This window comes from Duganella sp. Dugasp56, assembly GCF_047304105.1.
Classification (GTDB): domain Bacteria; phylum Pseudomonadota; class Gammaproteobacteria; order Burkholderiales; family Burkholderiaceae_D; genus Rugamonas; species Rugamonas hordei.
This window is the reverse complement of the sequence record NZ_JBGLYQ010000044.1, coordinates 1-26,591: the sequence shown is the minus strand read 5'-3', so window position 1 is coordinate 26,591 and position 26,591 is coordinate 1. Positions and strand designations below refer to the sequence as shown.

30 protein-coding genes, 2 tRNA genes and 1 riboswitch are annotated in these 26,591 nt (G+C 61.6%); of the genes, 17 read left to right on the top strand and 15 right to left on the bottom strand.

Annotation, left to right across the window (positions count from 1 at the left end; genetic code table 11):
- Positions 1-7: 7 nt before the first annotated feature.
- On the top strand, positions 8-577 hold the full coding sequence (locus ACCD07_RS25640) for a TetR family transcriptional regulator (RefSeq protein ID WP_353405213.1): 570 nt from the start codon (positions 8-10) through the stop codon (positions 575-577).
- 10 nt (positions 578-587) lie between these two features.
- On the opposite strand, the gene ACCD07_RS25635 is transcribed toward ACCD07_RS25640, so the two are convergent.
- The 10 genes from ACCD07_RS25635 to glyA form a co-directional block, all read right to left on the bottom strand.
- Positions 588-1,226, bottom strand: coding sequence for a riboflavin synthase (locus ACCD07_RS25635; RefSeq protein ID WP_353405214.1), 639 nt, complete (start codon positions 1,224-1,226; stop codon positions 588-590).
- A 16-nt stretch (positions 1,227-1,242) separates the two neighbouring features.
- Positions 1,243-2,337 carry a bifunctional diaminohydroxyphosphoribosylaminopyrimidine deaminase/5-amino-6-(5-phosphoribosylamino)uracil reductase RibD gene (gene ribD, locus ACCD07_RS25630; RefSeq protein WP_413448964.1) on the bottom strand — a complete coding sequence of 365 codons (1,095 nt, stop codon included), beginning with the start codon at positions 2,335-2,337 and terminating at the stop codon, positions 1,243-1,245.
- A 7-nt stretch (positions 2,338-2,344) separates the two neighbouring features.
- Positions 2,345-2,899: a GspH/FimT family pseudopilin gene (locus tag ACCD07_RS25625; RefSeq protein WP_413448963.1), complete on the bottom strand. Its 555-nt coding sequence runs from the start codon at positions 2,897-2,899 to the stop codon at positions 2,345-2,347.
- On the bottom strand, positions 2,896-3,351 hold the full coding sequence (locus ACCD07_RS25620) for a type IV pilin protein (protein WP_413448962.1): 456 nt from the start codon (positions 3,349-3,351) through the stop codon (positions 2,896-2,898). The genes ACCD07_RS25625 and ACCD07_RS25620 overlap by 4 nt, the downstream gene beginning before the upstream one ends.
- The gene (locus ACCD07_RS25615) at positions 3,348-5,267 is read right to left on the bottom strand and encodes a pilus assembly protein (RefSeq protein WP_413448961.1); all 1,920 of its coding nucleotides are present in this window, start codon (positions 5,265-5,267) and stop codon (positions 3,348-3,350) included. The genes ACCD07_RS25620 and ACCD07_RS25615 overlap by 4 nt, the downstream gene beginning before the upstream one ends.
- Positions 5,268-5,475: 208 nt before the next feature.
- Complete coding sequence (locus ACCD07_RS25610; protein ID WP_353405219.1) at positions 5,476-5,991, bottom strand: pilus assembly protein; 516 nt, start codon at positions 5,989-5,991, stop codon at positions 5,476-5,478.
- The gene (locus ACCD07_RS25605) at positions 5,988-6,947 is read right to left on the bottom strand and encodes a PilW family protein (protein WP_413448960.1); all 960 of its coding nucleotides are present in this window, start codon (positions 6,945-6,947) and stop codon (positions 5,988-5,990) included. Before ACCD07_RS25605 ends, ACCD07_RS25610 begins: the two co-directional genes overlap by 4 nt.
- A gap of 17 nt (positions 6,948-6,964) precedes the next feature.
- Positions 6,965-7,531: a type IV pilus modification protein PilV gene (gene pilV / locus ACCD07_RS25600; protein ID WP_353405223.1), complete on the bottom strand. Its 567-nt coding sequence runs from the start codon at positions 7,529-7,531 to the stop codon at positions 6,965-6,967.
- 106 nt (positions 7,532-7,637) lie between these two features.
- Positions 7,638-8,108 (bottom strand): transcriptional regulator NrdR, encoded by a 471-nt coding sequence (gene nrdR / locus ACCD07_RS25595; RefSeq protein ID WP_176653567.1) that lies wholly within the window; start codon positions 8,106-8,108, stop codon positions 7,638-7,640.
- 60 nt (positions 8,109-8,168) lie between these two features.
- Complete coding sequence (gene glyA, locus ACCD07_RS25590) at positions 8,169-9,416, bottom strand: serine hydroxymethyltransferase (protein WP_413448959.1); 1,248 nt, start codon at positions 9,414-9,416, stop codon at positions 8,169-8,171.
- A gap of 95 nt (positions 9,417-9,511) precedes the next feature.
- Positions 9,512-9,649: riboswitch (ZMP/ZTP riboswitch) on the bottom strand.
- 148 nt (positions 9,650-9,797) lie between these two features.
- On the opposite strand from glyA, the gene ACCD07_RS25585 reads away from it, so the two are divergent.
- From ACCD07_RS25585 to ACCD07_RS25535, 11 genes are all read left to right on the top strand, one after another.
- On the top strand, positions 9,798-10,547 hold the full coding sequence (locus tag ACCD07_RS25585) for an SDR family oxidoreductase (RefSeq protein ID WP_413448958.1): 750 nt from the start codon (positions 9,798-9,800) through the stop codon (positions 10,545-10,547).
- A 263-nt stretch (positions 10,548-10,810) separates the two neighbouring features.
- Positions 10,811-11,230 (top strand): tol-pal system-associated acyl-CoA thioesterase, encoded by a 420-nt coding sequence (gene ybgC, locus ACCD07_RS25580; RefSeq protein ID WP_413448978.1) that lies wholly within the window; start codon positions 10,811-10,813, stop codon positions 11,228-11,230.
- 16 nt (positions 11,231-11,246) lie between these two features.
- The gene (tolQ, locus tag ACCD07_RS25575; protein ID WP_176653563.1) at positions 11,247-11,939 is read left to right on the top strand and encodes a protein TolQ; all 693 of its coding nucleotides are present in this window, start codon (positions 11,247-11,249) and stop codon (positions 11,937-11,939) included.
- A gap of 15 nt (positions 11,940-11,954) precedes the next feature.
- On the top strand, positions 11,955-12,392 hold the full coding sequence (locus ACCD07_RS25570) for a biopolymer transporter ExbD (RefSeq protein WP_353405227.1): 438 nt from the start codon (positions 11,955-11,957) through the stop codon (positions 12,390-12,392).
- Between the two features lie 15 nt (positions 12,393-12,407).
- A complete protein-coding gene (gene tolA / locus ACCD07_RS25565; RefSeq protein ID WP_353405229.1) occupies positions 12,408-13,322 on the top strand; it encodes a cell envelope integrity protein TolA in 915 nt (304 codons plus the stop codon).
- On the top strand, positions 13,322-14,599 hold the full coding sequence (tolB, locus tag ACCD07_RS25560) for a Tol-Pal system beta propeller repeat protein TolB (protein ID WP_176653561.1): 1,278 nt from the start codon (positions 13,322-13,324) through the stop codon (positions 14,597-14,599). The genes tolA and tolB overlap by 1 nt, the downstream gene beginning before the upstream one ends.
- Before the next feature lie 41 nt (positions 14,600-14,640).
- Positions 14,641-15,171 carry a peptidoglycan-associated lipoprotein Pal gene (pal, locus tag ACCD07_RS25555; protein ID WP_176653560.1) on the top strand — a complete coding sequence of 177 codons (531 nt, stop codon included), beginning with the start codon at positions 14,641-14,643 and terminating at the stop codon, positions 15,169-15,171.
- Positions 15,172-15,278: 107 nt separating this feature from the next.
- Positions 15,279-16,034 (top strand): tol-pal system protein YbgF, encoded by a 756-nt coding sequence (ybgF, locus tag ACCD07_RS25550; RefSeq protein WP_413448957.1) that lies wholly within the window; start codon positions 15,279-15,281, stop codon positions 16,032-16,034.
- A gap of 57 nt (positions 16,035-16,091) precedes the next feature.
- Positions 16,092-16,167: transfer RNA gene (locus ACCD07_RS25545), tRNA-Lys, on the top strand.
- Positions 16,168-16,180: 13 nt separating this feature from the next.
- Positions 16,181-16,256: transfer RNA gene (locus ACCD07_RS25540), tRNA-Lys, on the top strand.
- Between the two features lie 303 nt (positions 16,257-16,559).
- Positions 16,560-17,459, top strand: a complete 900-nt coding sequence (locus ACCD07_RS25535) for a GIY-YIG nuclease family protein (protein ID WP_413448956.1) — start codon at positions 16,560-16,562, stop codon at positions 17,457-17,459.
- Between the two features lie 174 nt (positions 17,460-17,633).
- Here ACCD07_RS25535 and ACCD07_RS25530 read toward each other — a convergent pair whose 3' ends face one another.
- The 3 genes from ACCD07_RS25530 to ACCD07_RS25520 all read right to left on the bottom strand — a co-directional run bounded on the left by ACCD07_RS25530 (position 17,634) and on the right by ACCD07_RS25520 (position 21,282).
- Positions 17,634-17,903, bottom strand: coding sequence for a DUF6447 family protein (locus ACCD07_RS25530; RefSeq protein WP_176653558.1), 270 nt, complete (start codon positions 17,901-17,903; stop codon positions 17,634-17,636).
- An 81-nt stretch (positions 17,904-17,984) separates the two neighbouring features.
- A complete protein-coding gene (locus tag ACCD07_RS25525; RefSeq protein ID WP_413448955.1) occupies positions 17,985-19,133 on the bottom strand; it encodes an acyltransferase family protein in 1,149 nt (382 codons plus the stop codon).
- A 166-nt stretch (positions 19,134-19,299) separates the two neighbouring features.
- Entirely contained in the window at positions 19,300-21,282 is a 1,983-nt protein-coding gene (locus ACCD07_RS25520) for a helicase-related protein (protein WP_413448954.1), read from the bottom strand.
- A gap of 145 nt (positions 21,283-21,427) precedes the next feature.
- Between ACCD07_RS25520 and ACCD07_RS25515 the strand changes: the two genes are divergently transcribed.
- Both ACCD07_RS25515 and ACCD07_RS25510 read left to right on the top strand, forming a co-directional pair.
- Entirely contained in the window at positions 21,428-21,742 is a 315-nt protein-coding gene (locus tag ACCD07_RS25515) for an NINE protein (RefSeq protein WP_353405235.1), read from the top strand.
- A 74-nt stretch (positions 21,743-21,816) separates the two neighbouring features.
- A complete protein-coding gene (locus tag ACCD07_RS25510; RefSeq protein ID WP_176653555.1) occupies positions 21,817-22,413 on the top strand; it encodes a YigZ family protein in 597 nt (198 codons plus the stop codon).
- Positions 22,414-22,449: 36 nt separating this feature from the next.
- Here the strand turns inward: ACCD07_RS25510 and ACCD07_RS25505 are convergent, their stop codons facing one another.
- Positions 22,450-23,652 carry a DUF418 domain-containing protein gene (locus ACCD07_RS25505; protein ID WP_413448953.1) on the bottom strand — a complete coding sequence of 401 codons (1,203 nt, stop codon included), beginning with the start codon at positions 23,650-23,652 and terminating at the stop codon, positions 22,450-22,452.
- 117 nt (positions 23,653-23,769) lie between these two features.
- Between ACCD07_RS25505 and ACCD07_RS25500 the strand changes: the two genes are divergently transcribed.
- Positions 23,770-24,333, top strand: coding sequence for an N-acetyltransferase family protein (locus ACCD07_RS25500; protein WP_413448952.1), 564 nt, complete (start codon positions 23,770-23,772; stop codon positions 24,331-24,333).
- On the opposite strand, the gene ACCD07_RS25495 is transcribed toward ACCD07_RS25500, so the two are convergent.
- Positions 24,311-24,454, bottom strand: a complete 144-nt coding sequence (locus tag ACCD07_RS25495) for a hypothetical protein (RefSeq protein ID WP_353405240.1) — start codon at positions 24,452-24,454, stop codon at positions 24,311-24,313. The two genes, ACCD07_RS25500 and ACCD07_RS25495, sit on opposite strands and share 23 nt — an antisense overlap.
- A gap of 330 nt (positions 24,455-24,784) precedes the next feature.
- Between ACCD07_RS25495 and ACCD07_RS25490 the strand changes: the two genes are divergently transcribed.
- Positions 24,785-26,032, top strand: coding sequence for an efflux RND transporter periplasmic adaptor subunit (locus ACCD07_RS25490; RefSeq protein WP_413448951.1), 1,248 nt, complete (start codon positions 24,785-24,787; stop codon positions 26,030-26,032).
- An 11-nt stretch (positions 26,033-26,043) separates the two neighbouring features.
- On the top strand, positions 26,044-26,591 hold a 548-nt coding region (locus ACCD07_RS25485; protein WP_413448950.1), incomplete at its 3' end, for an ABC transporter ATP-binding protein.

Sequence of the window (26,591 nt, the reverse complement as noted above, 5' to 3'; positions counted from 1 at the left end):
AAAAATCATGGGGCGATGGGAACCGGATGCCGCAGGCCGCTTTCGGCAGGCGGCACTGGAATTGTTCGGTGATGTGGGATATGAGCAAACGACCGTTGCCGACATTGCCGCGCGGGCCGGGCTCACTGCGCGCACGTTCTTTCGCTACTTCGCCGACAAGCGGGAAGTACTTTTCAACGGGTCTGAGCGCCTGCAGCAGGTAATGATGGATGGGCTCGGCAACGCGCCGGCAAACGCTTCCGCGATGGAAGCTATTGCGGCCGCGTTGAACGGGACGGCCGACTTCTTCGTCGCCACGCATCGCCCGTTTTCGCGGCAGCGCAGTGCGGTGATCGCCGCCAATACAGAGCTTCTTGAACGCGAGCTGATGAAGCTCGCCAACCTGGCGCTGGCGCTGGCCGCAGGCTTGCGCGCGCGCGGCGTTCCCGAGCCGGATGCCAGTCTCGCAGCCGAGACGGGCATCGCAGTTTTCCGCGTGGCCTTTGGTCAGTGGGTCGACGCATCGGAACAACGCAGTTTTGGCGAAATCGTCAACGAAGCGCTGGCCCGGCTCAGGGGCCTTGCCGCGCCCGCTTGAGGTTCCCCCTTTACTTACCGATGATGCTGGACACCGACACCATCCGCTCCACGTAGCGGGCGATCAAGTCGATTTCCAGGTTGACCTGCTTGCCCACTTCCAGATGCTTCAGCGTGGTCATGGCGATCGTGTGCGGGATGAGGTTGATCGAGAACTGGCAGACCAGGTCCTTGCCGCTGCCGATGTCGGTCACGCGGTTCACCGTCAGCGACACGCCGTTGACGACGATCGATCCCTTGAATGCCAGGAACTTGGCCAGGTCGTGCGGCGCTTCGATGACCAGCTCCCACGATTCGCCCACCGCCTCGAACTTGCGCACCACACCCAGACCGTCCACGTGGCCGGAAACCAGGTGGCCGCCGAGACGTTCGTTCAGGGTCAGCGCCTTTTCCAGGTTCACTTCGGTCAGCGTGTCGAGGCCGACGGTGCAATTGAGGCTCTCGCGCGAGACGTCGACGCGGAAACTGGTGTCGTCCTTCTCGACCACGGTCATGCAGGCGCCGTTGATGGCGATCGAGTCGCCCAGCGCGACGTCGGCCAGCGGCAGGCCGCCGGCGTTGATGTCCAGGCGCACGCCTGCGAACGAGCCGCCTTCAAGCGGTTTGACCGATTCAATTTTGCCGATAGCGGCGACAATTCCAGTAAACATGTGAGTGCAATCTAAATTAATGAGTGAATCGTGCAAGGATACGCAAATCTTCGCCGACCTGCTTAACCTCGTGAAATTTCAACTGTTGCTTGAGCGACAGGTCGGTCAACGCCGGCAAGGCGAACATGCCCTGCCCGTCGCCGATCAGCGACGGCGCCAGGTACACCAGCAACTCGTCGACGCAGCCCTCGCGTATCAATGAGCCGTTCAGCTTGCCACCCGCCTCCACGTGCAGCTCGTTGATCTGGCGGCGGCCCAGTTCGCGCATCAGCGCGGGCAGGTCGACCTTGCCCGATGCGTTGGGCAGCATGATGAGCTCGGCGCCGGCCGCGCGCAACGCCGCCTCCTTTTCAGGATTGGCCACCGCCGCCGCGATCCACGTGCCGCCGCCTTCCAATATCTTGGCGGAAAGGCTGATATCAAGCTTGCTGTCGACCACGATGCGGCGCGGCTGGCGCGGCGTTTCCACCGCGCGCACGTTCAGCTGCGGATCGTCGGCCTTGACGGTGCCGATGCCGGTCAGGATGGCGCAGGCGCGGGCGCGCCAGGCATGGCCGTCCGCGCGCGCTTCCGGGCCGGTGATCCATTGGCTGACGCCGTTGTGCAGCGCCGTCATGCCGTCCAGGCTGGCGGCGGTTTTCATGCGCACCCACGGCAGGCCGCGCGTCATGCGCGAGAAAAAGCCGATGTTCAGTTCGTAGGCCTGCGCGGCCAGCAGGCCGGTGCTGGTCTCGATGCCGGCGGCGGCCAGCTTGGCCATGCCCTGCCCGGCCACCAGCGGATTCGGATCCTCCATCGCCGCCACCACACGGCCCAGGCCGGCGCGCACCAGCGCGTCCGAACATGGCGGCGTGCGGCCATAGTGGTTGCAAGGCTCCAGCGTGACATAGGCGGTGGCGCCGCGCACATCGTGGCCGCGCGCCTGCGCATCCTTGAGCGCCTGGATTTCGGCATGGTCGCCACCGGCCTGCTGCGTCACACCGGCACCGATCACCTGGCCGTCGCGCACGATCACACAGCCGATGTGCGGGTTCGGCGACGTGGTGTACAAGCCTTTCGCGGCCCATTCCAGCGCCAGCGTCATGCCTTCGAGATCGTTGCTGATGTTCACTTTGTCCTTAGTCAGTAGCGCTGGAGCAGCTTGCGCCGTCCACCGCCGGATCGCATACGCGCACCCGGCCCAGCATATTGATCTTGATATTGCGCGTGCTATCCCCCTGCACCAGCGACAGCGTGCCCCAGCGGGCCGCCAGGCTGTTGCCGGCGCTGCAAGCACGCCCAGCGCTATTATAGGCAAGGTAGGCCGGTGTTGCACTCGATGAAAAAACCGAGGCCACACTGATGCCCTCCTCCAGCGGACCATGCTGGAACAGCAGCAACTCGCCCGCGTCGGGGCGACGGTTGTTGTTTTCATCGACAAATACCACCCAACCTTCGCGCCAGGAGCTGCCGGACGGGTCCAGCGGCACCAGCAATACCTTGCCGCCGCGCGCGACGGCATGCGAGCGGGTCAGGTTGATAGCGGCGACCAGGTCGTTGACAGCGATGCGCAGTTGCTGGCGCCGCAGCACGCCGACATAACTGGGCACCGCGACCGCCAGCAGTATGCCGGCCAGCCCCAGCACAATCAGCAATTCGGTGAGCGAGTAACCGCGTCGCGTTGAGCCGCTCATGGCCAGCACCGCGTGGACGGGCCGGACGCGAGCCGCAGGCCGGTGCTGGTCAGCGTCAGTTGCTGGCAATCTTCGTCGTGGAAATTGCGATCCACGACCGCTGTTCCCGGCTTGGCGATCAGTTGCACGCATTGGGAAATCAGTTCGCCATCGCAGGCCTTGCCTTCGATTTCGTAAGCGCTGGTCAGCGCGCCATTGCTGCTCCACCACTTGAACTGCCGCGCCTCCGGCTCCGTGACGCCGGCGGAGAATGCGATGTAGGTATTGGTCTGCGTGAAAAACCGTTCTTCCTGCTGCATCAACTGCAGCAGCGCGGCCTGCCCCTCGGCGCGACGCGCGCGTATCACGTGCTGCTGGTAGCTCGGCATCGCCTGCGCCGCCAGCACGGCCAGGATCACCAGCACCACCAACAGCTCGATCATGCTGAACGCCTTGCATCGCGCCCCGTTCATTTCAAGGCCTCATGCAGTTCGCGCCAGTTGGCCACCTCGCGCCAGCTGAGCCGGCCGGCTCGCAACTTCACCTTGATGCTGCCAACAGGCGCGGCTCCAGGTGCGGCCGGATTGATCAGGTTGTAGGTCTTGTCGATGCGGGCCTGGCCGGTTGAATCGGGTGCCGTGCGAGTGACGGACGCCAACAGCAACGACGGCGTCGCCGCATAGGCAGTCATTGGCGCGCCTATCAGCGGGTAACCGATGCTGACTGGCGACGGCATAAAAACAGCATAGCCATCGGGCAAGCCGCTCAGCGCGTTCAAGGCGTAGCTGCGGCTGCTGGAGGCGCCGCATGCACCGGTGCCGGGCAGCAGCGTGTTGAACACCACTTCGACGCCAAGCAGCCTGCCGCTGTCGATGCTGCGCTCGCCGCTGCTGGCGGACCGCAGGAAGTCCATATACCAGCCCTTGCTGCCAGGCTCCGCCTCGCGGCCGCTGATGCCGAGCAAATCGGCCACACCTGCGCCTGCCGTCAGCACACGCTCCGTTAGTTGGCGCCGACCGGACACAGCATCCATGGGCACGGCGAGACTGTCATGGATCGCGTAGAACGACTGCGTCGAGAAACTGGCGGGCAACAGGTCTGCTCGTTCTATCAGTGCGCCGGTGCCGAACAGCACCATGTAGCCGCCGCCCGTGGCGTAGGCCAGCATCGGCTGCTGGGCGATGGGCTGGCGCTTGCCGCTCGCATCCCGGGCGCTGAACAACGGCGTTTTGCCTGCGCCTTTCCACGGAGCGGGGCCGCCAAAGTCAAAGCGCCACAGATTGCCTTGCAGGTCGCCGGCATAGGCGTAGGCCAGCGCGCCGTCGTGGTCCAGCGCCAGCACCGGCGCGCTCAGCGCGTTCGCCAACGTGGCGTCGGCGATCGGAGTGATCAGGCGGTAGTAATTGCTGTTGATCTGCCACGGTGCGTCGCGCGCCTTGTCCAGCGCCAGCAGGAACAAGGCGCCCTTGCCGGCTGTGCTGGCGTGGCCATCGCCGGCATAGTTGTTCAAGCCGCTGGCGACGATGGCGAAATAGCGGTAGCTGGCCACGCCGCCGCTCATGCTCATGCGAACCTTCGCGATCTGCGGTGATGTGGTGACGTTGCCCATCATGGGATCGTCGCGGTCCGTAAATTCCCACAGCGCAGTGGTGGCGTCCAGGCGTTCAGGATCGGTGACATCGAGTGCGAACACGCCTTGCGCGCCCCCGCCCATGCCTGACACCAGGACGGTGCGCCAGTTGCCGGCAATCAGCGCATCTGCCGTGCCGGCGGGGCCGTCGACGTAGGCGCGGTGGACGTAGTCTTTGCCCGGCAGCCGGTTCAGTACCGGCATCAGGGCGTCGGGCACATAGGCGTACAGCTCCTTGCCGGTGTCGGCGTCGAAAGCGTGCAGCATGCCGTCGTTGGCGCCCAGGTAGATGACTTGGCGGCGGGCTTTGTGGCGCATCCGGAAAACCTGGTAGTCGGCGCCCGGCGAAGCGCCAGCAGGCGGGCCGACGAACACCGGTGTGCCATGGACCGAGTCGCCCAGCACGCTGCCTCGGCGGCGGAACAGCGTGCCTTCGCCACTACGGTCGCCGCGCAGATAGGCAAGTCGGAATTCGCCCAAACCGTCTGCTGTCCGAACGGGCTTGGCCGCTGCCGTCGGCGGTGCTTGATTCAGCAACGCCTGCTGGGCGGCGGATAAGGCGGACCACTCGAAGGGCGCGCCACTCAGCGTGCCATCCGCCTGCACAACCGACGTGTAGATTCGCCGCTCGGCCGGTAGCGGCAACGGTGCATGCGCGGAGTCGCCGGTGAGGATGGCACCGGCGTCCCACGACGCGGTGGGCGATGCCAACAGCAAGGCGATGCGTTCAAAGTGACCGCTCCAGTCGCCTATATCCATCGTTGCCTGAAACAGATCTCCACCGCCCGCGGCCGCCACGAGCAGCGTGGGACCCGCGACGCTGACGGTCGCGCTGCCCGGTGTCACGGAGCGGCAAGCAGCGGTCAGAGGTTCGCTGGCAATATTCAACACCGGTGGCGCGGCGCAAACGTCCATCGCCATCAGCAACCATACCGGCGCCACTTTTAAGACATGCATGACACTCCCCTCAATCCGGCTTGCTGAACACGGTTTGCAGCACTACCTCGGTCGCCGGCCTGGCGCCAAAGCCGATCGCGGTCACGCGGTAGCAATAGCTGGCCGCCGCGCCGGCCGACGCATCCTCGCCCGGCGGATGACACTCCATGCGCTCGATCACATAACGCGGCTTCTTGAACGGCAGGAAGCCCTCGCCGGTCGACATCGCGGCGCCGGTTCGCGCGCCATAAGAAAGCGTGCATTTGCCGCCGTCTTCCACGCCGGACAGATCCACCCGCTGCCAGACCGGCGCAGCACCGGGCACCGCGTCGCATGGCACCGCAGGGCCGGCCTGTATATCGCGCTCCGCATCCGCCAAGGCATCCTCCGCCGCCTGAAACGCCACGTCCCGGTCGCGCTCACCGCGCGCGGCCTTCTCGCCCTGCAAGCTCATTTGCGCCGCCGACACACCCAGCAGCATCACCAGGATCAGCATCATCAAGCAGACCAGCACGGTCACACCCTGCTGCCGCCGCGCGCGCTTCATCCGCCGCTCCGGTTGCGCAACGCGACTGTCATGCCGACCACGCGCCGCGCCCGCGTGCGCTGGGCCGCCGGCAAGCTGCCTTCCATGATGCGCACGCCCTCGTCGTCGCCGTGCGCTTCGGAATACGCGGCGCCGAACAGATCGAATTGCGTCGCCACCGTGTCGGCGCGCGAGTTGCTGTCGCCGTGCAGCAGCAAGGCGACCTTGATGCTGCACACGCGCTTCCACCAGCTCTTGCGGTTCAGGTCGCGCTGGCGTTCATCTGGCGTGCCGCCGACCAGCGCCAGCGCGGCATCCAGCGCGTCGACCGTCCTGGCGTTGACGTAAGTATTGGGAATGCCGTCGGCCGCAACGTCGGTGTCCAGCCCGTACAGCACTTGAAAGGAATCGACGCCGTGCACGATCGCATCGGCGCCCCAGCCGGAGGCGCCACGGTATTTGCAGCGCAGTTCCGCTTCGCCGGCAGCATCGGCGGCGACATAGAATATGCTCCAGCCGCGCTCCGCCTCCGCGTGCGGTATGGCGACGCCAAAGCCGGCGCAGTTCAGGCTGGAGCCGTCGCCGTTGCCGCCCTCGCCCGAACCGGAGAAGCGCAACGCCAGCACGTCGCTGCCGTGCGCCACGGCCGGCAATGGCGCGGAGATGTCCGCGCTGCCCCGACCGATGCTGCTCGCGTCCAGTCCGGCAACGGGCGCAGGCGCGTCGGCCGCCAGTTCGGCCGGCGCGGCCTTGCTGTCCCAGTTGACGTAGGCGCTTTGGCGTATGGCCTGCGCCATGATGTCCAGCGCCTGGCGGCCGTCGTCGTTGAGCCAGGAGTTTTCATTGTGGTTGCGGTAGTTGCCGGCGGCCGCCAACAGCAAACTGCCGGCCACCAAGGTGACGAGCAGGCCCAACAGCAGCGCGATGGCGAATTCGACCAGCGTCCAGCCGGCCGGGTGCGAGGGCGCCGATCGCATGAGCAGCCTCGGCGCGTTCATCGCGTCGCTCCCACCGCCAGCGCGACGCCGGGCGCGAATTCGCCGGCATCGTCCTTGCGCGGCGTGCCGTCCGGATTCTTGCCATGCCAGCCGACCTTGACCACCAGCGGCGCGCCGGCCCCGCCACCGCAGGCCCAGCGCAATTTTCCGCCCACCCACAGGCCGGCATCGCGGCACACCAGCACGCGCCCCGCCGGCAGCCGGTCGCGCACCTGCACCTTGATCTCGTACAGATCGAACGATGCCAGCTGCGCGCTATCGCAGGCGCCGCCATAGCACAGCGCCGCCGGCGCCGACGGATGAGGATCGGCCAGCGCGTCGTAGTTGAGCAGCAAATAGGGATTGGCGCCGTCGCCGAGGCGCATTTGATCGGCGTTGGCGCGCATGCGCTCGGCCAGGCTGGTGGCCAGCTGCGTTGCCTGCGACACCAGCACCGCCTGATGTCGCGTGCGCAGCGCCGCCAGTTGCATCGCCACGCCGCCGACGATACCAAACGCCAGCAACAGCACGGCGACCAGTATTTCCACCAGCGTAAAACCGGACAACAAAGCACGTGCGCGCACGGCACACCTCCGCAAAGTCGATCACGACTGTGCTAGAAGTTAGCAGCGCTTACTGCAGAGAGTATGAGATGTATCAAAAGTGCGCCAGCCGTAGGCCGGCGGACGATCAAGCCTTGCGTGGCTTGCGGTCCTGGCCGACTTCGGCAATCGCATCCTGGAACTCGGCCAGGTCTTCGAAGTTTTTATACACCGACGCAAAGCGGATGTAGGCGATCTTGTCCAGGCGCTTCAGCTCCTGCATCACCAGCTCGCCGATGTAGCCGGTGTCGACTTCGCGTTGTCCGCTGGTCAGCAGCTTTTCTTCGATGGACAGTATGGCCGCATCGACGGCGGGCGCCGCCACGGGCCGCTTGCGCAAGGCCAGGGTCAGGCTGCCGCGCAGCTTGGCCGCCGCATACTCGGTGCGGCTGCCGTTCTTCTTGACCACATACGGCATCACCAGTTCGATGCGCTCATACGTGGTAAATCGTTTATCACATTTACCGCAGCGCCTGCGCCGGCGTATGGAATCCCCTTCCTCGGATACACGCGTATCGAGAACCTGGGTATCGTCATGCTGGCAGAACGGACATTTCATATGGGCATGCGCCTCGGTGATAGTGTGACGCCGGCGGTCGCCGGCGTCACGATGCTGCAATTACTTGGCGTAGACAGGGAACTTGTCAGCCAGCACCTTCACCGCCGCCTTGACGCGATCGATGGTGGCCGCGTCGTGCGGGTTGTCCAGCACGTCGGCGATCAGGTTGCCCACTTCTTCCGCTTCCGCTTCCTTGAAGCCGCGGGTGGTCATCGCCGGCGAGCCCAGGCGGATGCCGGAAGTCACGAATGGCTTCTGCGGATCGTTAGGAATGCCGTTCTTGTTGGTGGTGATGTGCGCCGTGCCCAGGATCGCTTCCGCTTCCTTGCCGGTCAGGTTCTTCGGACGCAGGTCCACCAGCATCACGTGCGACTCGGTGCCGCCGGAGACGATGCGCAGGCCGCGCTTGATCAGGGTCTTGGCCAGCACGTCGGCGTTGATGACGACCTGTTGCTGGTAAGCCTTGAACTCGGGGGTCAGAGCTTCCTTGAACGCGACAGCCTTGCCGGCGATCACGTGCATCAGCGGGCCGCCCTGGATGCCTGGGAAGATGGCCGAGTTGATGATCTTCTCGTGCTCGGCCTTCATCAGGATGATGCCGCCGCGCGGGCCGCGCAGCGATTTGTGCGTGGTCGAGGTGACGAAGTCGGCGTGCGGCACAGGGTTAGGGTACAGGCCGGCGGCGATCAGACCGGCGTAGTGCGCCATGTCGACCATGAAGTATGCGCCCACCGCTTTGGCGACGGCGGCGAAGCGCTCGAAGTCGATCTTTTTCGAGAACGCCGAGGCGCCGGCGATGATCAGCTTGGGCTTGTGTTCCTTGGCCAGCGCTTCCATGGCGTCATAGTCGATGTCTTCCGCAGCGGTCAGGCCGTAGGAGACGACGTTGAACCATTTGCCGGACATGTTCAGCGGCATGCCGTGGGTCAGGTGGCCGCCTTCGGCCAGCGACATGCCCATGATGGTGTCGCCTGGTTTCAGCACGGCGAAGAACACGCCCTGGTTGGCCTGCGAGCCCGAGTTAGGCTGGACGTTGGCCGCTTCCGCGCCGAACAGCTGCTTGACGCGGTCGATCGCCAGTTGCTCGACGACGTCGACATACTCGCAACCGCCGTAGTAGCGCTTGCCTGGGTAGCCTTCGGCGTATTTATTGGTCAGCTGCGAACCCTGGGCTTCCATCACCGCTGGCGAAGTGTAGTTCTCTGAGGCGATCAGTTCGATGTGATCGTGCTGACGGGTGTTTTCTTTTTGAATGGCGCCGAACAGTTCCGGGTCAACGCTGGCGAGGGTGTGATCTTTTGCGAACATGAAAAACTCCAATCGATTGAGTAGCTTGTTACTGGCAGTTGGATCGAATGAGGGAAGCCGATAGCGGACAGGCAGCCTCTTCGTGCATTTCCATCGTGGGCTGCCCAGGCGAACGGCTATTGAAATCTCACGTTTCCCGGTGGATGCCCACCTTTCGCCGACAGTCGGAAAACGCACCAAATCAGGGACGTTTTGCCGATTCCTGCAGCTTTTCGCCAGTTACGTGAGACGTAATGGAAGCCCGATTGTAATTTATGCGCCAGAATTGAGCAAGGAAATGATTGCTTTAAAAATAACTTTAAAGCCTTTTTCATGGCCGCCATAAGCAAAGCAGTCATTTCGGCTACAATTTTCCCCAACATTGACCACCAAGGATAGATCATGATCGTCTTCATCACGGGCGCCACCGCCGGCTTCGGCGCCGCCATGGCACGCACCTTCGTCCAGAACGGCCACAAGGTGCTGATCAGCGGCCGCCGAGAAGACCGCCTGCAGGCGCTGTCGGCGGAACTGGGCGCGGCCGCCCGCCCCATCGTGCTGGACGTGACCGACAAAGCCTCGATCAAGGCCGCGCTCGACAGCCTGCCGGCCGAATGGCAGCAGATCGACGTGCTGATCAACAATGCCGGCCTGGCGCTGGGCGTCACGCCGGCGCATGAGTCGTCGCTGGAAGACTGGGACACGATGATCGCCACCAACTGCAGCGGCCTGGTGGCGATGACGCGCGCGATCCTGCCTTCGATGGTGGCGCGCGGCAGCGGCACCGTCATCAACCTCGGCTCGGTGGCCGGCGACACGCCCTACCCGGGCGGCAACGTCTACGGCGCCACCAAGGCGTTTGTCGAACAGTTCACGCTCAACCTGCGGGCCGACCTGGTCGGCACCGGCGTGCGCGCCACCAACCTGGCGCCGGGCCTGTGCGGCGGCACCGAGTTCTCCAATGTGCGCCTGAAGGGCAACGACGCGGCGGCGGCCAAGGTCTACGAAGGCACCGAGCCGCTGACGGCCGAGGACATCGCCAACACCGCGTTCTGGATCGCCACGCTGCCGCCGCACATCAACATCAACCGCATCGAGATGATGCCGACCTGCCAAGGCTACGGCCCGCTCAACATCAAGCGCAGCGTTTGACGTAGCCGCTAGCGCATTTGCGGCCCCTCTTGCTTAAGAGGGGCTTAGCCGACCATTCATTCATGCATTGATTCGTAAGCGGTTGTTACAAACCTTGGCAAGTTGCCAGTAAAACGCTTTACTGTCGCAAGTGCAATTTTTTGCGCGCAAGTTGAAAAATCCGGCTAATTATCGGATTTGACGTGAATTCACCCGTCCATGCTTCAACGAAAACAACAAAATCGCGTAGAATGTTGCTCAATCTCACTAGTAGTCAAAATAACATGCCTGCAGAGTTTATCTGGAACGTACGGGTCTACTACGAAGACACCGACGCCGGCGGTATCGTCTATTACGCGAACTACCTCAAATTCTTTGAGCGCGCCCGCACCGAATGGCTGCGCGCGATCGATGTCGAACAGCACGCCCTGCTGCGGGAACACGACGTCATGTTCGTCGTCAAAAGCGTCAGCGCGGAGTATCATGCGCCTGCTAGGCTGGACCATGAACTAAAATTAACACTCGGCATCGAAAAGCTGGGCCGCGCTTCGATTATCTTCGTGCAACAGGCGTGGTGCGGCGAACAGTTGCTGAACACGGCCAGGGTTAAAGTCGGCTGCGTCGGCTCGGACCTGAATCCGCGCGCCGTACCGCCAGCGGTTGTGGAAAAAATGCGCAACAGTGTCACCACTAAAACAGACTGATCAGACTGAAAACTACATGAACGTCACCCAAGACCTATCTTTCCTGTCCCTCATCACCAATGCGCACCTGATCGTGCAGTTGATCATGGCGCTGCTGTTCATCATTTCGCTGACCAGCTGGACCTACATCTTCAGCAAGATCTTCGCCGTGCGCTCGGCGCGCCGCCTGACGATCGAATTTGAAAAGACCTTCTGGGCCGGCGGCAACCTGCACGCGCTGCACCAGAACGCCGGCAAGGACCGCGCCAACAGCGGCCCGCTGGCGCGCATCTTCGAAGCCGGCATGGGCGAGTACATCAAGAGCAAGGCGGCCTACACCTCCAGCCGCGAAACCATGGACTTCGGCGCCGTGCTCGACGGCGCCCGCCGCGCCATGCGCGCCGCCTTCCAGCGCGAGATGGATGTGCTGGAATCGCACCTGGCCTTCCTCGCGTCGGTCGGTTCGGTGTCGCCGTACATCGGCCTGCTCGGCACCGTGTGGGGCATCATGAACGCCTTCCGCGGCCTGGCCAACGTGCAGCAGGCCACCCTGGCGGCGGTCGCCCCCGGCATTGCCGAAGCGCTGATCGCCACCGCCATCGGCCTGTTCGCGGCGATTCCGGCCGTGGTTGCCTATAACCGTTTTTCGCACGATATCGACCGCCTGGCGATCCGCTTCGAAAGCTTCGTCGAAGAGTTCTCCAATATCCTGCAGCGCCAGTCGCGTTAAGAAGGCAGACAGATCATGGCTTCCTCATTCTCCAGCAGCATGCGCGGCAGCCGCGGCCGCAAGTTCAAGTCCGAGATCAACGTCGTGCCCTACATCGACGTGATGCTGGTGCTGCTGATTATTTTCATGGTGATGCCGTCGGCTAACGACCCGAGCGTGGTCAACCTGCCCAACGCGGAGAAATCCACCAAGCCGCCAAGCGACTTCGTGCAGATCGTCATCAAGCCGAACGGCGCGCTGTCGATCGGCGTCAAGGGCAAGGGCGAGGAAGCGCCGGAGACGGCGCCCAACCGCGACGCGCTGGTCAAGAAGCTGCGCACCATCCATACCGACCATCCCGACTACCCTGTGCTGATCGCCGGCGACAAGGAAAGCAAGTACGACGACGTGATCCAGCTGATCTCGGAAGCGAAGAAGATGGGCATAACCCGCGTTGGCCTGGCCACCAAGTAAACCATAGTGCAAACGATGAAACCCGCAACGGCAGGCGGCCCTTACAGAGTGCCGCGACAAAATGAAGGCTGGCGCTCCGTGCTGCTGGCCGCGGCGATGCACGCCGTGCTGCTGCTGTTCCTGTGGGTGGGCGTGAGCTGGCAAAACAACGAGCCGACCGAAGTGCAGGCCGAGATCTGGGACATGAAAGTGCAGGAAGCCGCGCCCCCGGCCCCGCCGCAGCCCGAACCGGAACCGGAACCCGAGCCGGCGCCAGTGGTCAAGGCCCCGCCTCCGCCGCCGGTGGAAGCGCCGCCCGTGCCGAAGGAGCCGGACATCGCGCTGGAGCGCCTGAAGCTGAAGAAAAAACTCGACGAAGAGAAAAAGCTGGAAGAAGCCAAGCAGGCCAAGCTGAAGAAGGAAGCCGACGAGAAGCTGGCCAAGCTGGAAGCGAAGAAGAAGGCCGAGAAACAGGAAAAGCAGGACGCGGAGGACAAGCTGAAGGAAGAAAAGCTGCAGGCTGAAAAGGACAAGAAGAAAGCCGCCGCCGAGAAACTGGCCAAGGAAAAAGCCGACAAGGCCGCCAAGGACAAGGCCTTCGCGGCCGAGATGAGCCGCATCACCGGCGCCGCCGCCAAGGGCACGGCAGGCACGGCCGCCGTGTCGACCGGCGGCAAGGTCGACGGCGGCTACCAGGCGGCGATCCGCGCCAAGATCAAGAGCAACCTGGTCTACGGCACGGTCGACGACACGCTGAGCGCGACCTACCAGATCACGCAGCTGCCGACCGGCGAGATCATCGGCGTGCGCAAGATGAAGAGCAGCGGCTCGGCCGCCTATGACAGCGCGATTGAAAACGCCATCGCCAAATCGTCACCACTACCCAAGAAAAAAGATGGTACGGTAGAGCGCGAATTCGTCGCCGATTTCAACATGAAGGATATGCACTGATGACCACCATGAAAAAACTGAACCAAGTGATCCTGACCGCCGGCCTGGCGCTGGCCGCCACCGGCAGCGCCTACGCCCAGATGCGGATCGAGATTTCCGGCGTCGGCAGCAACCAGATCCCGATCGCCGTGGCCGGTTTTGCCGACGAGAACGTCGCACCGCAGGAAATCTCCGCCATCATCAAGGCCGACCTGGAGCGCAGCGGCGCCTTCAAGATCATCGACGCCGGCGTCGTCACCAGCATGAACAACATCGACTACAGCGGCTGGAAGGCCAAGGGCGCCGACGCGCTGGCGGTCGGCACCGTCGCCAAGCTGGCCGACGGCAACTATGAAGTGCGCTACAAGCTGCTCGACACCGTCAAGCAGAGCGAGCTGTCGCAGCTGGGCCTGTCGCCAACGCCGCAGTTCGTGCGCCTGACCGCGCACAAGATCGCCGACGACATCTACCTGAAGCTGACCGGCATCCGCGGCGCCTTCTCGACCCGCATCGCCTACGTGCGCCAGGACGGCCCGAAGAGCTTCCAGCTGATGGTGGCCGACGCCGACGGCGAAGGCGAACAGATGGCGCTGCGCTCGAACGAGCCCATCATCTCGCCATCGTGGTCGCCGGACGGCACCAAGGTCGCCTACGTGTCGTTTGAGCAGAAGAAGCCGGTGGTCTACGTGCAAAACCTGATCACCCGCGCCCGCACCGTGATCGCCAACGAAAAAGGCAGCAACTCGGCGCCAACCTGGTCGCCGGCCGGCAACAAGCTGGCCGTGTCGCTGTCCAAGGACGGCCACACGCAGATCTACACCGTCAACGCCGACGGCAGCAGCCTCAAGCGCGTCTCCAACAGCGCCGGCATCGATTCCGAAGCCCACTTCGCGCCGGACGGCAGCATCTACTTCATGAGCGACCGCAGCGGCGGCCCGCAGATCTACCGCATGAACGCCGACGGCGGCGACGCCAAGCGCGTCACCTTCACCGGCAACTACAACATCAGCCCGCACGTGTCTGCCGACGGCAAGACGCTGGCCTACATCTCCCGCCGCGACGGCAACTACCAGCTGTACGCGATGGACCTGGCCAGCGGCCAGGAGCAGCGCCTGTCCGACAGCACCGACGACCTGAATCCAAGCTTTGCCCCGAACGGCAAATACATCATGTACGCCACGCAAGCCGGCGGCCGCAAGTCGCTGGCCGTGGTGTCGGTGGATGGACGTGTAAAACAACGCCTGACGACTCAGGCGGGCAACATCAAGGAGCCCACCTGGGGTCCGTTCATGCAGTAAGTTCAAGCAGCAACCTTACCTTTCACTACTAGGAGAATCAAATGCGCAAACTCAGCAGCTTAGCTTTCATCATCACCACCGCCGCCATCCTGTCCGCCTGCTCGACCCCGGTCAAAGTTGCCGAGCCGGCACCAGTGGTTGAGCGTCCAGTTGAAAAAGCGCCTGCGCCACAAGCCGACACCCGCACCGTCGCCCCGGTCGAGACCAAATCGCTGGATCCGCTGGACGATCCAAAAGGCGTGCTGGCCAACCGTAGCGTCTACTTCGACTTCGACAGCTACGTCGTGCGCGCCGACGGCAAGCCAGTGGTGGAAAACCACTCCGCCTACCTGGCCAAGAACAAAAACCGTTCGATCCTGATCCAAGGCAACACCGACGAACGCGGCGGCGCCGAATACAACCTGGCCCTGGGCCAGAAGCGCGCGGAAGCCGTCCGTAAAGCCATGAGCACCCTGGGCGTGCCGGAATCGCAGATCGAAGCCGTATCGCTGGGCAAGGAAAAACCAAAAGCCACCGGTTCGAACGAAGAAGCATGGGCGCAAAACCGTCGTGCTGACATCGTCTACAAGTAATCGAAAGCACTACCCTTTTGCCGGGTCACAGGCATAATACGGGGCGGCATGCGGATAACACCGCGTCCTGCCCCGTTTCCATTTAGATTTGTGTGAAAGCGCCCGACATGATGAAACTCTCCAAATCCGGCCTGAGCGCCGCCCTGCTGGCCGCGCTGACCTGGCTGCCGCTGCAAGCCCACGCCGGTCTGTTCGACGACGACGAGGCCCGCAAGGCCCTGCTCGACCTGCGCGCCAAGGTCGAAGCCATGCGCATCGAGCTGAACGCCCGCCTGGACACCAAATCCGACAAATCCAGCACGCTGGACCTGGTCTCGCAAAACGAAGTGACGCTGCAGGAAGTGGCCAAGCTGCGCGGCCAGATCGAAGTGCTGGCCAACGATATCGCCAACGCGCAAAAGCGCCAGAAAGACTTCTACGTCGACCTCGACACCCGCCTGCGCAAGCTGGAGCCGCGCGAAGTGACGATCGACGGCAAGACCGCCCAGGTCGACCCGAACGAACAGCGCACCTATGAAGCGGCGATGCAGACCTTCAAGGCCGGCGACTACAAGGCGGCCGGCGCGGCGCTGCAGGAGTTCGTCCAGCGCTATCCGGGCTCAAGTTATGCGTCCAACGCGCAGTACTGGCTGGGCAACGCCTACTACGCCCAGCGCGACTGCAAGAGCGCCATCACGGCCCAGCTGCTGGTGCTGAAGAACTATCCGGACAGCCCGAAGGCGCCGGACGCGATGCTGAACATCGCCAGCTGCCAGACCGAGTTGAAGGATAAGGCCGCCAAGAAAACGCTGCAGGACCTGATCAAGACCTATCCGGACTCGACGGCGGCAGCGGCGGCCAAAGAGCGCCTGAGCGGTAAATAATTACTTGGGGGTATTTGACAGTTAGCGTGGTTACCCCCTATAATCTCGCTTCTTCGGGGGTCGTTAGCTCAGCTGGTAGAGCAGCGGACTTTTAATCCGTTGGTCGCAGGTTCGAATCCCGCACGGCCTACCACCGAAGCACCCTTGGGTCGTTAGCTCAGCTGGTAGAGCAGCGGACTTTTAATCCGTTGGTCGCAGGTTCGAATCCCGCACGGCCTACCAAGACATCTCAGAAAAGCCCACGAATTTCGGTTCGTGGGCTTTTTTGTTTCTGGTCCATTTCTGGCTTTCCGTTCCATCTCACTGCCGTAACTAACCGAGGGATTCGCCTCTCCTCACTCATGAAACAAAAATCAATCTTTGCTAGCTAGCAAATTGATCTTCGATTATACTGTACATAAACACAGTCATCTGTGTTGCCTGAAACCCAGCCCGAAAATATCCTGATCAACGATCGACATGCTCATCTTTAAGAAAACACAATGTTAGGGAGTGTTTTTCCTCCCATATCTCACCGGGGACAATATGGAAGCCAGTCAGCTATACATTTTGAAAAACCGATCTTTTCAGCAAAATGTTTTAAAGATTGGAATGACAAATAAACAAGTGAATGCTCGAGCAAAGCAAATATACAATGGAGCTACCGGTGTACCGGAGCCATTTGACGTACTGTTTGCGTGTAGCGTTGCAGACTGTCGCATTGCAGAACGCCAAGTCCATCGGCGTCTTGCGGCCTATCGTGTAAATGAATCTAGAGAATTCTTTAGAATTTCTGCTATGGCAGCTCGACAAATAGTTTTCGACGTTTGCTCGGAAATAAATATTGATCGCCAGCATGAGCGCCCCATCATTACAGTGGATTTGATCACTGTCCAAGAACCGGAGTTACCTCCAAGTGATCAATACCAAGAAAAGTATGGCGAGATCCTATCAATCCCTATTGACAAGATCAGGCAACTACCCATTGGAACTAGTACATTAAGCAAACTTCAAAAAGAAAGAATATCTACCATCGACGCTATTCTTCAGGAAGTGTTTCCAGAATGCGAAGAAAGCTGGTATGACTCTTTCTCTCGCGAGAAAAATCCAGAACCAGAAATAAGAATTTGGGAGCATATCGCTAAGGCCTTTTTAAAAGTTGACCAAATCAACTGTTTGAATACGACCGAAAAGAAGGAGGCGTACACATTATTACTGGCTAGGTCGCTGAGTCCGACTAAAACTGTTCTTCAGGAACACGTTCTTCGATATTTCACGAAAAACGCTGCTCTTAAGATTATGACAGGCTACGAGTTGCCTCCAAAGCCTATCACTGTAAGAAAAGAAAAACCAGAAGTTTCATCAATAAAAAATCTGAATATCAGACCTTTAAAATCAGTGATACCAGATATATTAGCGAGCCAGCGCAGGCCAATTGACGAATAGGTACGCCTGAGGCGACCAAGGGACTTACAGCGGCGTGGTGAGCCAATGCCTGCTGTTTCGCGGATTTTTAAGGCATTAGCCGCAGGTTCGAGTCCCGTATGGCCTACCGAGATAAATCAAGGAAGCCCACAAATTTCGGTTCGTGGGCTTTTCCGTTTCCTGCAGTCGATCTTATCAAGCTTCCGCCGTGGCCTTGGCCTTGCGCGGTGCGCGCGGCTTCTTTGGCTTTTCAGCGGCGACGGCTTCGCCCTTGCCTTTCACCGATTCGATCAGCGCGGCGACATAGGTGTTGCGGGCGGTCTGGGCGATTGCCACTTGCTGCTGCAGGCGGGCCAGCTCGGCATCCACTATCTGCACATTCACTGCCTGCATTTTTGCGGCATCGCTGAGCTTCTCGGATGCGTAGGACGTACCATTGATCGTAATATATTGCGGCAAACTCATTATTTTCCTTTTTTATCCAATCCGAGGTAAAAATCCCGGTCGGCCGCAATTGTATGTCCAACCCGCGCGGCTGGCAAAGGCCTATGCCGGCAACGGCCGCACAACAACACGTCGCGCAGTCGACTGGAAGACGCGGCCCAGCGGAGTTTCAACGCATTCGAAGAAGAAGGCGCCGGCTAACAGGCTGGAGGCCCACGCGACCAGCATGCCCATGGCCTGCCATTGCGGCTCGGCGGGAGCAAACCGGGTGAACACTGCGTTCACCAGCAGGCACACGGGGAAATGAATCAGGAATACCGAATACGATATCCGGCCCAGGCCGTTGACGACAGACCATCCCTGGCCGTCCGAAACGGTTTTCACGCGGCCGAACAGGAACAACACGCAGGCGACCACCAGCGCCAGCGCGATGCGGCTGCGGAAGTCCACCACCAGCGCGACCAGCGCGGGCACCAGCGCCATCAGCACGAGCAGGAATACAGCGCCCGGCTTGCGGCGCGCATCGCTCGCCCACCAAGCCATCATGCCAAGGCCGTAGCTGCCGACGAAATACGGCGCCCAATTATCCCAGTCGGCATCCAGATTGAAATACAGCAGGGAGAACATGATGCCCGACGCGATCACCACAGGCATCAGCCACAGCCATGGGCGCTTGCCCGCGACCAGCCCGGCCAGCCACAGCGTCAAGGCGATCAGCGCATACAACTGAAAATCGATGGCGACATACCACGCGCCGGCCGACAGGGACTCGTAGCCCAGCACGCCGTGCAGCAGCAGCATATGCGCGCCCAGCTGGCTCAAGGTCGCCGGCGCCGAAATCGAATCATGTGTCATCCATGTGCGGGCCACGCCGGAGGCCACGACGGCAAGCAGCGTCGCCACAATAAAGGGAGGCGCCAGCTTGGCGTAGCGCCGCCAGATCGCCCCCAAGGGATCGCGAAGTCCAGGATAGCCGGAGGGAGTGAGCGATTTGGCAACCAGAAAACCGCTGATGACCAGGAATACCTGCACGGCAATGCGCGCGCTGGTACCCAGCCAGTCGATCAAGGCGGGCAACAGGGGGCGGACGTGATCGGCCATCGGGCCATAAAACGCCAGGTGATGCAGGACGATCAGCTGCGCTGCTCCCGCTTTCAACAAGTTAATGAGGCCAAACTGAGGCGAAACCGCCTCCGTTGCTCTCGAAATTCTCCCTGCGACCAAATTCATTCCTATTTTTGCCATATGCATTTATTCCTCCACAGCATGCCAGGCAAGCAAATTGCTAGTGATTTGCCGGCCGGGCGCCATAATAGCCGAGGTTGGGAAATCGGTGGCGCAAGTTACCGAGATGTAATTCTCAAAATTACAGTATCGACAACCAATCGGGAGTCAATGCAGGAGTTGTAAACCGCCTTCAGCGGCGGAACTTCTTCGGTTGCCGCTTGCGTGCAGCCGAGTTCTGATCCTGCAGGATCGAGTCGACCCGCTCCGAAGCCTGGCGCGACAGCTGCTGCGCCGCTTCCGTGTCGGGGAAATATTCGGGCTGGCGATACGCCAGCCACGCATAGGCCGAATACAGCCGGCACGCATCCTCCACCTCCTGCAGGTTCATGAAGTGCAGCGGGTTCTGCTCCGGCTTGATGGGCGTGATCTTCTTGGCCGCCAGCGCGGTCGCCCAATGCTCCCATGCGCGCTGCAGCGACGGCACCTTGGACGAGATCGGCACCAGCGACAGCGCGAACTTTTCCGCCACCGTCAGCTCCAGCGTATCGAGCCACGCGGCCCGCTCGAACTGGTCCTCTGTGATGCGCGGATAAAAGAAGCCGTCCGGCACGTCGATGTTGTGCACGAAGCGCTTGAGCAGCTTGGCCAGGCCGTGCTCGTTGGTCACCGACGAAATCCGGTGCAGATGCTCCAGCGTGGGCGCGACGGCAAAGCCGGTGGTCTTCAAAGGCACCGGTTTTTCCTGCAGCAGCGAGCGCATCACCTTGTGCGTCTCGTTGTCGTAGCCGGCCACCAGCCCTTCCTCATGCACGCCGAAGCGCCCCGCCCGGCCGGCGATCTGGCGCGCCAGCGCGGCCGGAATCTCTTCCTCTTCGTAGCCGTTGTACTTGACGGTGGTGGTCATGATGATGCGCGCGATCGGCATGTTCAAGCCCATCGCGATCGCATCGGTGCCGACCACCACATCGGCGGCGCCGTCGCGGAAGCGCTGTGCCTGCGCGCGCCGCACTTCCGGCGACAGATTCCCGTACACCGTGGCGACCGACAGGCCCAGCTCGGTCACCATGTCGCGCCACATCAGCACCTCGCGGCGCGAGAAGCAGATCACGGCGTCGCCGCGGCGCAGGTTGCTCATCTTGCGCACGGCCGACGCTTCCATCGACAGCGGCCCCTTGCGCTTGAGCACATGCACCTCCAGCTCGCACTCCAGCCGCGCAGCCAGCACCTCGATCGCCCGCCGCGCTTCCGGCGCGCCGACCAGGTACACCACATGCGCCGGCGCGCCGCACACGGCGGCGGTCCAGGCGGCGCCGCGGTCGCGGTCGGACAGCATCTGGATTTCATCGACCACGGCCACATCCACCGGCGTGCGCGTGTCGAGCATCTCGACCGTGCTGGCGACATGGGTCGCGCCCGCCACCAGCCGACGCTCCTCGCCGGTCACCAGGCTGACCTTCAGCGGCTTGCCGTGCTGCTCCATGCCCTGCAGGCGTTCATAGTTTTCCAGCGCCAGCAGCCGCAACGGCGCCAGATATACGCCGCTGGGCGCCTTGGCCAGCGCTTCGATCGCCTGATGGGTCTTGCCGGAATTGGTGGGCCCCAGCAGCGCGATGAACTTGCGCTTCATGCGCCGCGCCACGTCGAACGAGGCGGGATATTCGGCCAGGTTGATGCTTTGCCGCGTGCGCTCGGCGTGCTGCTCCTCCATCTCGCGCTCGACGGCATGCTCGAGGCGCTGGCGGATGCGGTCGAACACGGTGCCGGCCGGCTCGGAGATCTGCATGTCGGCCAGCGCGCCCAGGAAGGGTTGCGCGTCGAGCCCGCAGTCGTCGCAGGCGTCGGACATTTCCGTCACGAAAGCGCTGACGAAGCCGTGCAGCTCGGCGATCACCTCGTCGCTGGCGCGCTCGCGCAGCAGCGACGAGCGGGTGTCCGTATCCATCTTGCGCCATTTGGACGGTTTGGCCAGCACGCCCTGCGCCGGCACCAGGTCGTACGGCACCTTCAGGCCGCCATATTCGATGATGCCGCTGAGCCGCAGGAACACCCGGCCCTCCTGGCGCGCCAGCACGATGCCCTTGGCGGCCAGTCCGAGCCGGCGCATCAGGTCGTCGTCTTCCCCCTGGTCGCTGTCCGTGGCGGGCAAGTGGGTCGCGGGGGAGGAATTGCTCATATCTCAATACTCGGGGTGATGGCCCTGGATTTTAGCAGATCGTTACAGTTGGAGAGAAAGCATTGCCTATGGGCCACCTATAATGCTCCGCCGGGGCTGCCAGCCCCGTCCATCATTTCATCAACTAAACCTACAAAAGGAAAAAATGGGCATGGTATTCTGCCGCGGCTGCGGTAAAGAAATTCACGAAACGGCTCCTTCTTGCCCACATTGCGGCGCGCCGCAACACGTCACCGCATCCGGCGCCCCCAAATCCGACAAGGACTTCGTCGTCACCGTATTGCTGTGCTTTTTCCTTGGTTTCCTGGGCGTGCACCGCTTCTATGCCGGTAAAATCGGCACCGGCATTTTGATGCTGCTCACCTTTGGCGGTTTCGGCATCTGGGCGCTGATCGACTTCATTATCATCGTCATTGGCAACTTCACCGACAGCGACGGCCTGCGCATTACCAACCGCTAAGACGTTTTGTCTTTCTCTCCGATTTCTGGCACCATGACCCGGTTTACACCGCCGTCGTGCCAGAAATCCCCGCCATGCCCTTCTCTATCGCCACACCCGTCCACAGCGAATTGCTGATTAAAAAAAGCCGCTTTATCGCCTGCGTCCAGCCTATGGCCGACCGGGCTGCAGCGCAAAAAGTGGTGGCGGAATTATGGGCGCAACATCCAGGTGCCGCCCACGTTTGCTGGGCATTATTAGCGGGCGGTCAATCAGCTGCCGTCGATGATGGCGAACCCAGTGGAACCGCCGGCCGGCCGATGCTCGATGTATTACGCCATCAGGATCTGGAAGGTGTATTGGCGACCGTGGTCCGTTATTTCGGCGGGGTAAAGCTCGGCGCAGGCGGCCTGGTGCGCGCTTATACCGACAGCGTGGCCCAGGCATTATTAAAAGCCGATAAAGTCGCCATTATCAAGCTGCATTACCTGACCTGCACCGCGCCTTATGCGATGGAGGGTATGGTGCGCCGGGAAATAGAATCTGCCGGCGCCCGCCTCGATAATGTGGTCCATTCAGATCACGTTCAATTTGAGTTCAGCCTGCCCGATAGCGCGGCAGCACAGCTGGTCCACCGATTGAATGAGGCCGGTCACGGCCGCATTCAATGGATCTCCCCCGACGACGAATAAAGGCGGCGAGCGGCCATACCCGCCGCTCGCCCTTCCCTAGCCATTTTTTGGTATATTCACGCCAATATTTGGCATGGCTTCACTACGGGCACCGGCCCAGGTGGCTTTGTGCCACAGCGTTTCAAGCGGTCCCTGCTTGTGGCTGCGCAGCCACCACACGCTGAACTGCCGCTGCAGCAAGGCCAGTACCACGCCTATCGTCAAGGCAAAGCTGGCGCCGGTATATTGATACATGCCCAGGCCGAATCCATAATAAATCAATGTACCGACAACGGATTGCGTCACATAACAGGTCAGACTCATACGGCCTAGTGGAGAGAATATTCCTAGCCAATTTCCGGAATAAGACAGTAGCGTAAATCCGGATACCAGAACCACCATAAACGCGAGGTTCGACCAGGAGGTAATAATTACCAACAGCGGGCGACGGATGGCTTCGCCTATATGCCAGGCATCCGGATTGGATTTCAGCAGGTACAGCGGAATAAATGCCAGCGCCGCTGTCAGCAGTGTTTTCCGCCAAAACAACTTATTCGCATCGGATGGAATAAACAGCTCTTTTCGCCCAGCCAGCATACCCAACATGAATAAAGCCGGAATCTGGAATATGCGGCCATTTTCCCAACTCCAACGGATAACACCGATCTTCCCGTTGGTTAAATTACCCCACCACACCTGGAACGCGGATCCATGTGCCATATATTTCTCTGCACGGCCGAAATAAGCCCATGATGCAGGGTCCGCGAGTTTTTCATTTGGCGCAGGCAACGCCTGAAAGAATTCAATCCAGGCATAAGGTTGCAGTAGTAAAAATACCGCAATCGCCAATACCAGGCCGCTGCGCAGCCGCGCCACCGGTATCAGCGCCAATCCCAATACGGCATAAATACTCAGGATATCGCCGTGGTAAAACATTGAATTGAATATGCCGAATCCCAGAAGCAACACCAGTCGCCAGGCAAAGCGGGGGCGGAAGTCCTCGCCGCGCAGTTCCCGGTTGCGATTCTGGATGTAGAACGTCATGCCGAACAGCAGCGCAAAGATCGCATAGGATTTGCCGCCGAACAGGAAGAACAGGCTATCCCAGATTGTTTTGTCCACCGCTTGCAGCCAAGCGGGCAAACCGGTCGGGAGAAAATAGAAGTCGAAGTGCTCGATGTTGTGCAACAGCAATATCGAAGCAATGGCAAAGCCGCGCAAAGCGTCGATGACATCCAGGCGGGAGGTGTTTGTAGTCATTATGTTCCATCAACCTTGGCAGTGAATAGGAGTGCATAGTGTAGATGAAAACGATTTCAATAAACACAACTAACATCTCTCAGCCGCTGACGGCGCCGGCCACGCTACAATCGCGGCATGAATCCACTGCACATCGAAGCCTTGGAATCGGCCGGCTTCGCCGCTTTCCTTCTTTACCTCAACGACCACCTGTCCGACAACGGCCGGGACGGTACCGCCTATTTCCAGCCGCTGTCGCGCGACGACTCGCGCTTCCCTGCCGACAAGGCCGAGGCGTTCAAGACCGGCATGGCGACCGAAGTCGGGATGACGGGTTGGCGGCGAGTATGGGTGGCACGCGACGGCGAAGGCCGCATCGCCGGCCACATCGACCTGCGCGCCCATGCGGAACGCTACACCGGTCATCGCTGCCTGCTTGGCATGGGCGTGGACCGGGAGCATCGCAAACAAGGATTGGGCAACCGCTTGATTCCGCACGCGGCGCAGTGGGCACAGGAATCGGCGGGATTGGAATGGATAGATTTACAGGTGCTGTCCGTGAACGCGCCCGCCATCAAACTCTATGAACGCAACGGCTTCCACAAAACCGGCGAAATCGCCGCCATGTTCAACATCGACGGCCAGGATTTCGCCTACACCAGCATGAGTAAGTATTTAGCTAATGCGTGGCCAAATAGATGATTACTGCGATTGTATAGCCTACACCAAGGACAACCGCTATCGCGGTCAGCCACGTCATCAGGCGCTCACGCTGCTCGCGAACCGCGACGTATTCAAAAAACGATTCAAGTGGATTTTTCATGATGAACGCCCTCATGATCTACCGATGAGATAATGGGCTTCGGCGAAGATAAATGCAGAAACCATGGCTACCAAAATTGATAGTAGCATTATCCTCGACAGCCTCATATGTACAACGGCCCAAGCCAGAAACTGAAGAAGGTCCATGGCCTATCCTTTCAAGGGTGTCCGGATACGGACGATGTTGGGCGGAGACGGGCATGCGCTGCATGCGGCAGCGCCCGGCTCACTCATGCTAGGCCTTTGATTTATATGGTTTTGTCTTTATATCAACCGCGTGGCACGGGGCTTGCAATAGAGGGAGCAACGCAAACTCACTCATCGCATCCCCATGGACCAGGCGCTCAGCCCGACAATCATCTCCCGCCGCAACCGCAGGACGGCCATCGTCATCGCCGCCGCGCTCGCCACGCTGTGCGCGGCGGCATGGGGCCTTAACCGCGTCGTCAGCCCCAGCGTCGACGCGGCCAGCGTGCTGCTGGCGGAAGTCCGCGTCGGCAATATCGCCAACACCATCAACGCCTCCGGCCTGGTGATCCCGGTCCACGAGGAACTCGTCTCCAGCCCGATCCAGACCCGCGTGTCCAGGGTCTACGCCAAGCTGGGCCAACAGGTCAAGCAAGGCGAACTGCTGCTGGAGCTGGACAACCGCACCATCATCCTCGCCATCGACGGCATCAAGGAGCAGCTGGCGCAGCAGGAAAACCGCATCCTCGCGCTGACCTTGGAAATGGAACAGAAACGCAAGCAGATCGTCAGCGCCATCGAACTGCTGGAGCTGGACCTGCAGGCGACCCGCGTCAAGCTGGGCCGCTATCAAACCCTGCGCAAGGCCGGCGGCGTGTCGGCCGAGGACCTGCTGACAGCCGAACTGAACGTCAAGCGCAACGAGATCCAGCTGCGCCAGCAGCACGAGCAGATCGAGGACAGCAAGCGCGTCACCTCCTCCAGCATCGAAGGCGCGCGGCTGCAAAAGAACATCCTGCAAAAGCAGCTGCAGCAACAGGAACAGCTGCTGGCGCAAACCCAGGTGCGCGCGCCGTTCGCCGGCATGCTGACCTGGCTGCTGGCCGACGAAGGCGCCAGCCTGGCCACCGGCCAGCTGGTGGCCAAGGTGTCCGAGCTGAGCAACTACAAGGTCGAAGCCTCGCTGTCCGACTTCCACGCCCGCGCGCTCAGCGCCGGCCAGCCGGTGCGCATCGAGCAAGGCAACGTGCGGCTGGACGGCACGGTCCAGACCATCCTGCCGGAAATCCAGAACGGCACCGTCAAGCTGCTGGTCACGCTGGCGCAACCCAGCCACCCTATGCTGCGCAACAAGCTGCGGGTCGAGGTCAATATCGTCACCGAACAAAAGAGCAACGCCCTGGTGGCCGACAACGGCCCCGCCTTCAACGGCCGCGGCCCGCAAGACATCTTCGTGGTGCGCGACGGCATCGCGCGCAAGACCACACTGAACATCGGCGCCAGCGATGGCAAGTCCGTGGAAATCCTGTCCGGCGCGCGCGCCGGCGACCGCCTCATCATTTCAGACACCAGCCGCTACAAGGATCGCGACAGCATCCGCGTGGCCCAATAAGGAGAGAGCATATGATACGCCTGCAAAACGTCAGCAAGACCTACCAGACCGACAAGGTCCAGACCCTGGCCCTGAAGGACATCGACCTGCACGTCGAAAAATCCGAATTCGTCTGCATCATGGGCCCCAGCGGCTGCGGCAAGAGCACCTTGCTGAACCTGATCGGCCTGCTGGACCGTCCCGGCAGCGGCGCCATCCATGTCGGCGGCGCACCGGTCGCCTCGTACAAGGACAAGCACGTGGCCAAGCTGCGCAACAGCACCTTCGGCTTCATCTTCCAGAGCTTCCACCTGATCAACGACCTACGCGTGATCGACAACGTCGAGCTGCCGCTGCTGTACCGCGACATGTCGGCCAAGAAGCGCCAGCGGCTGGCGCGCGAGGCGCTGGAAAAAGTCGGCCTCGGCGCCCGCATGGACCACTACCCGAACCAGCTGTCGGGCGGCCAGCAGCAGCGCGTGGCGATCGCCCGCGCCATCGTGGGGGGGGGGCCCGCGGGGGGGGGGGGGGGGCCCGCGCCCCCCCCCCCCCCCCCCCAGAGGGGGGGGGGGGGGGGGGG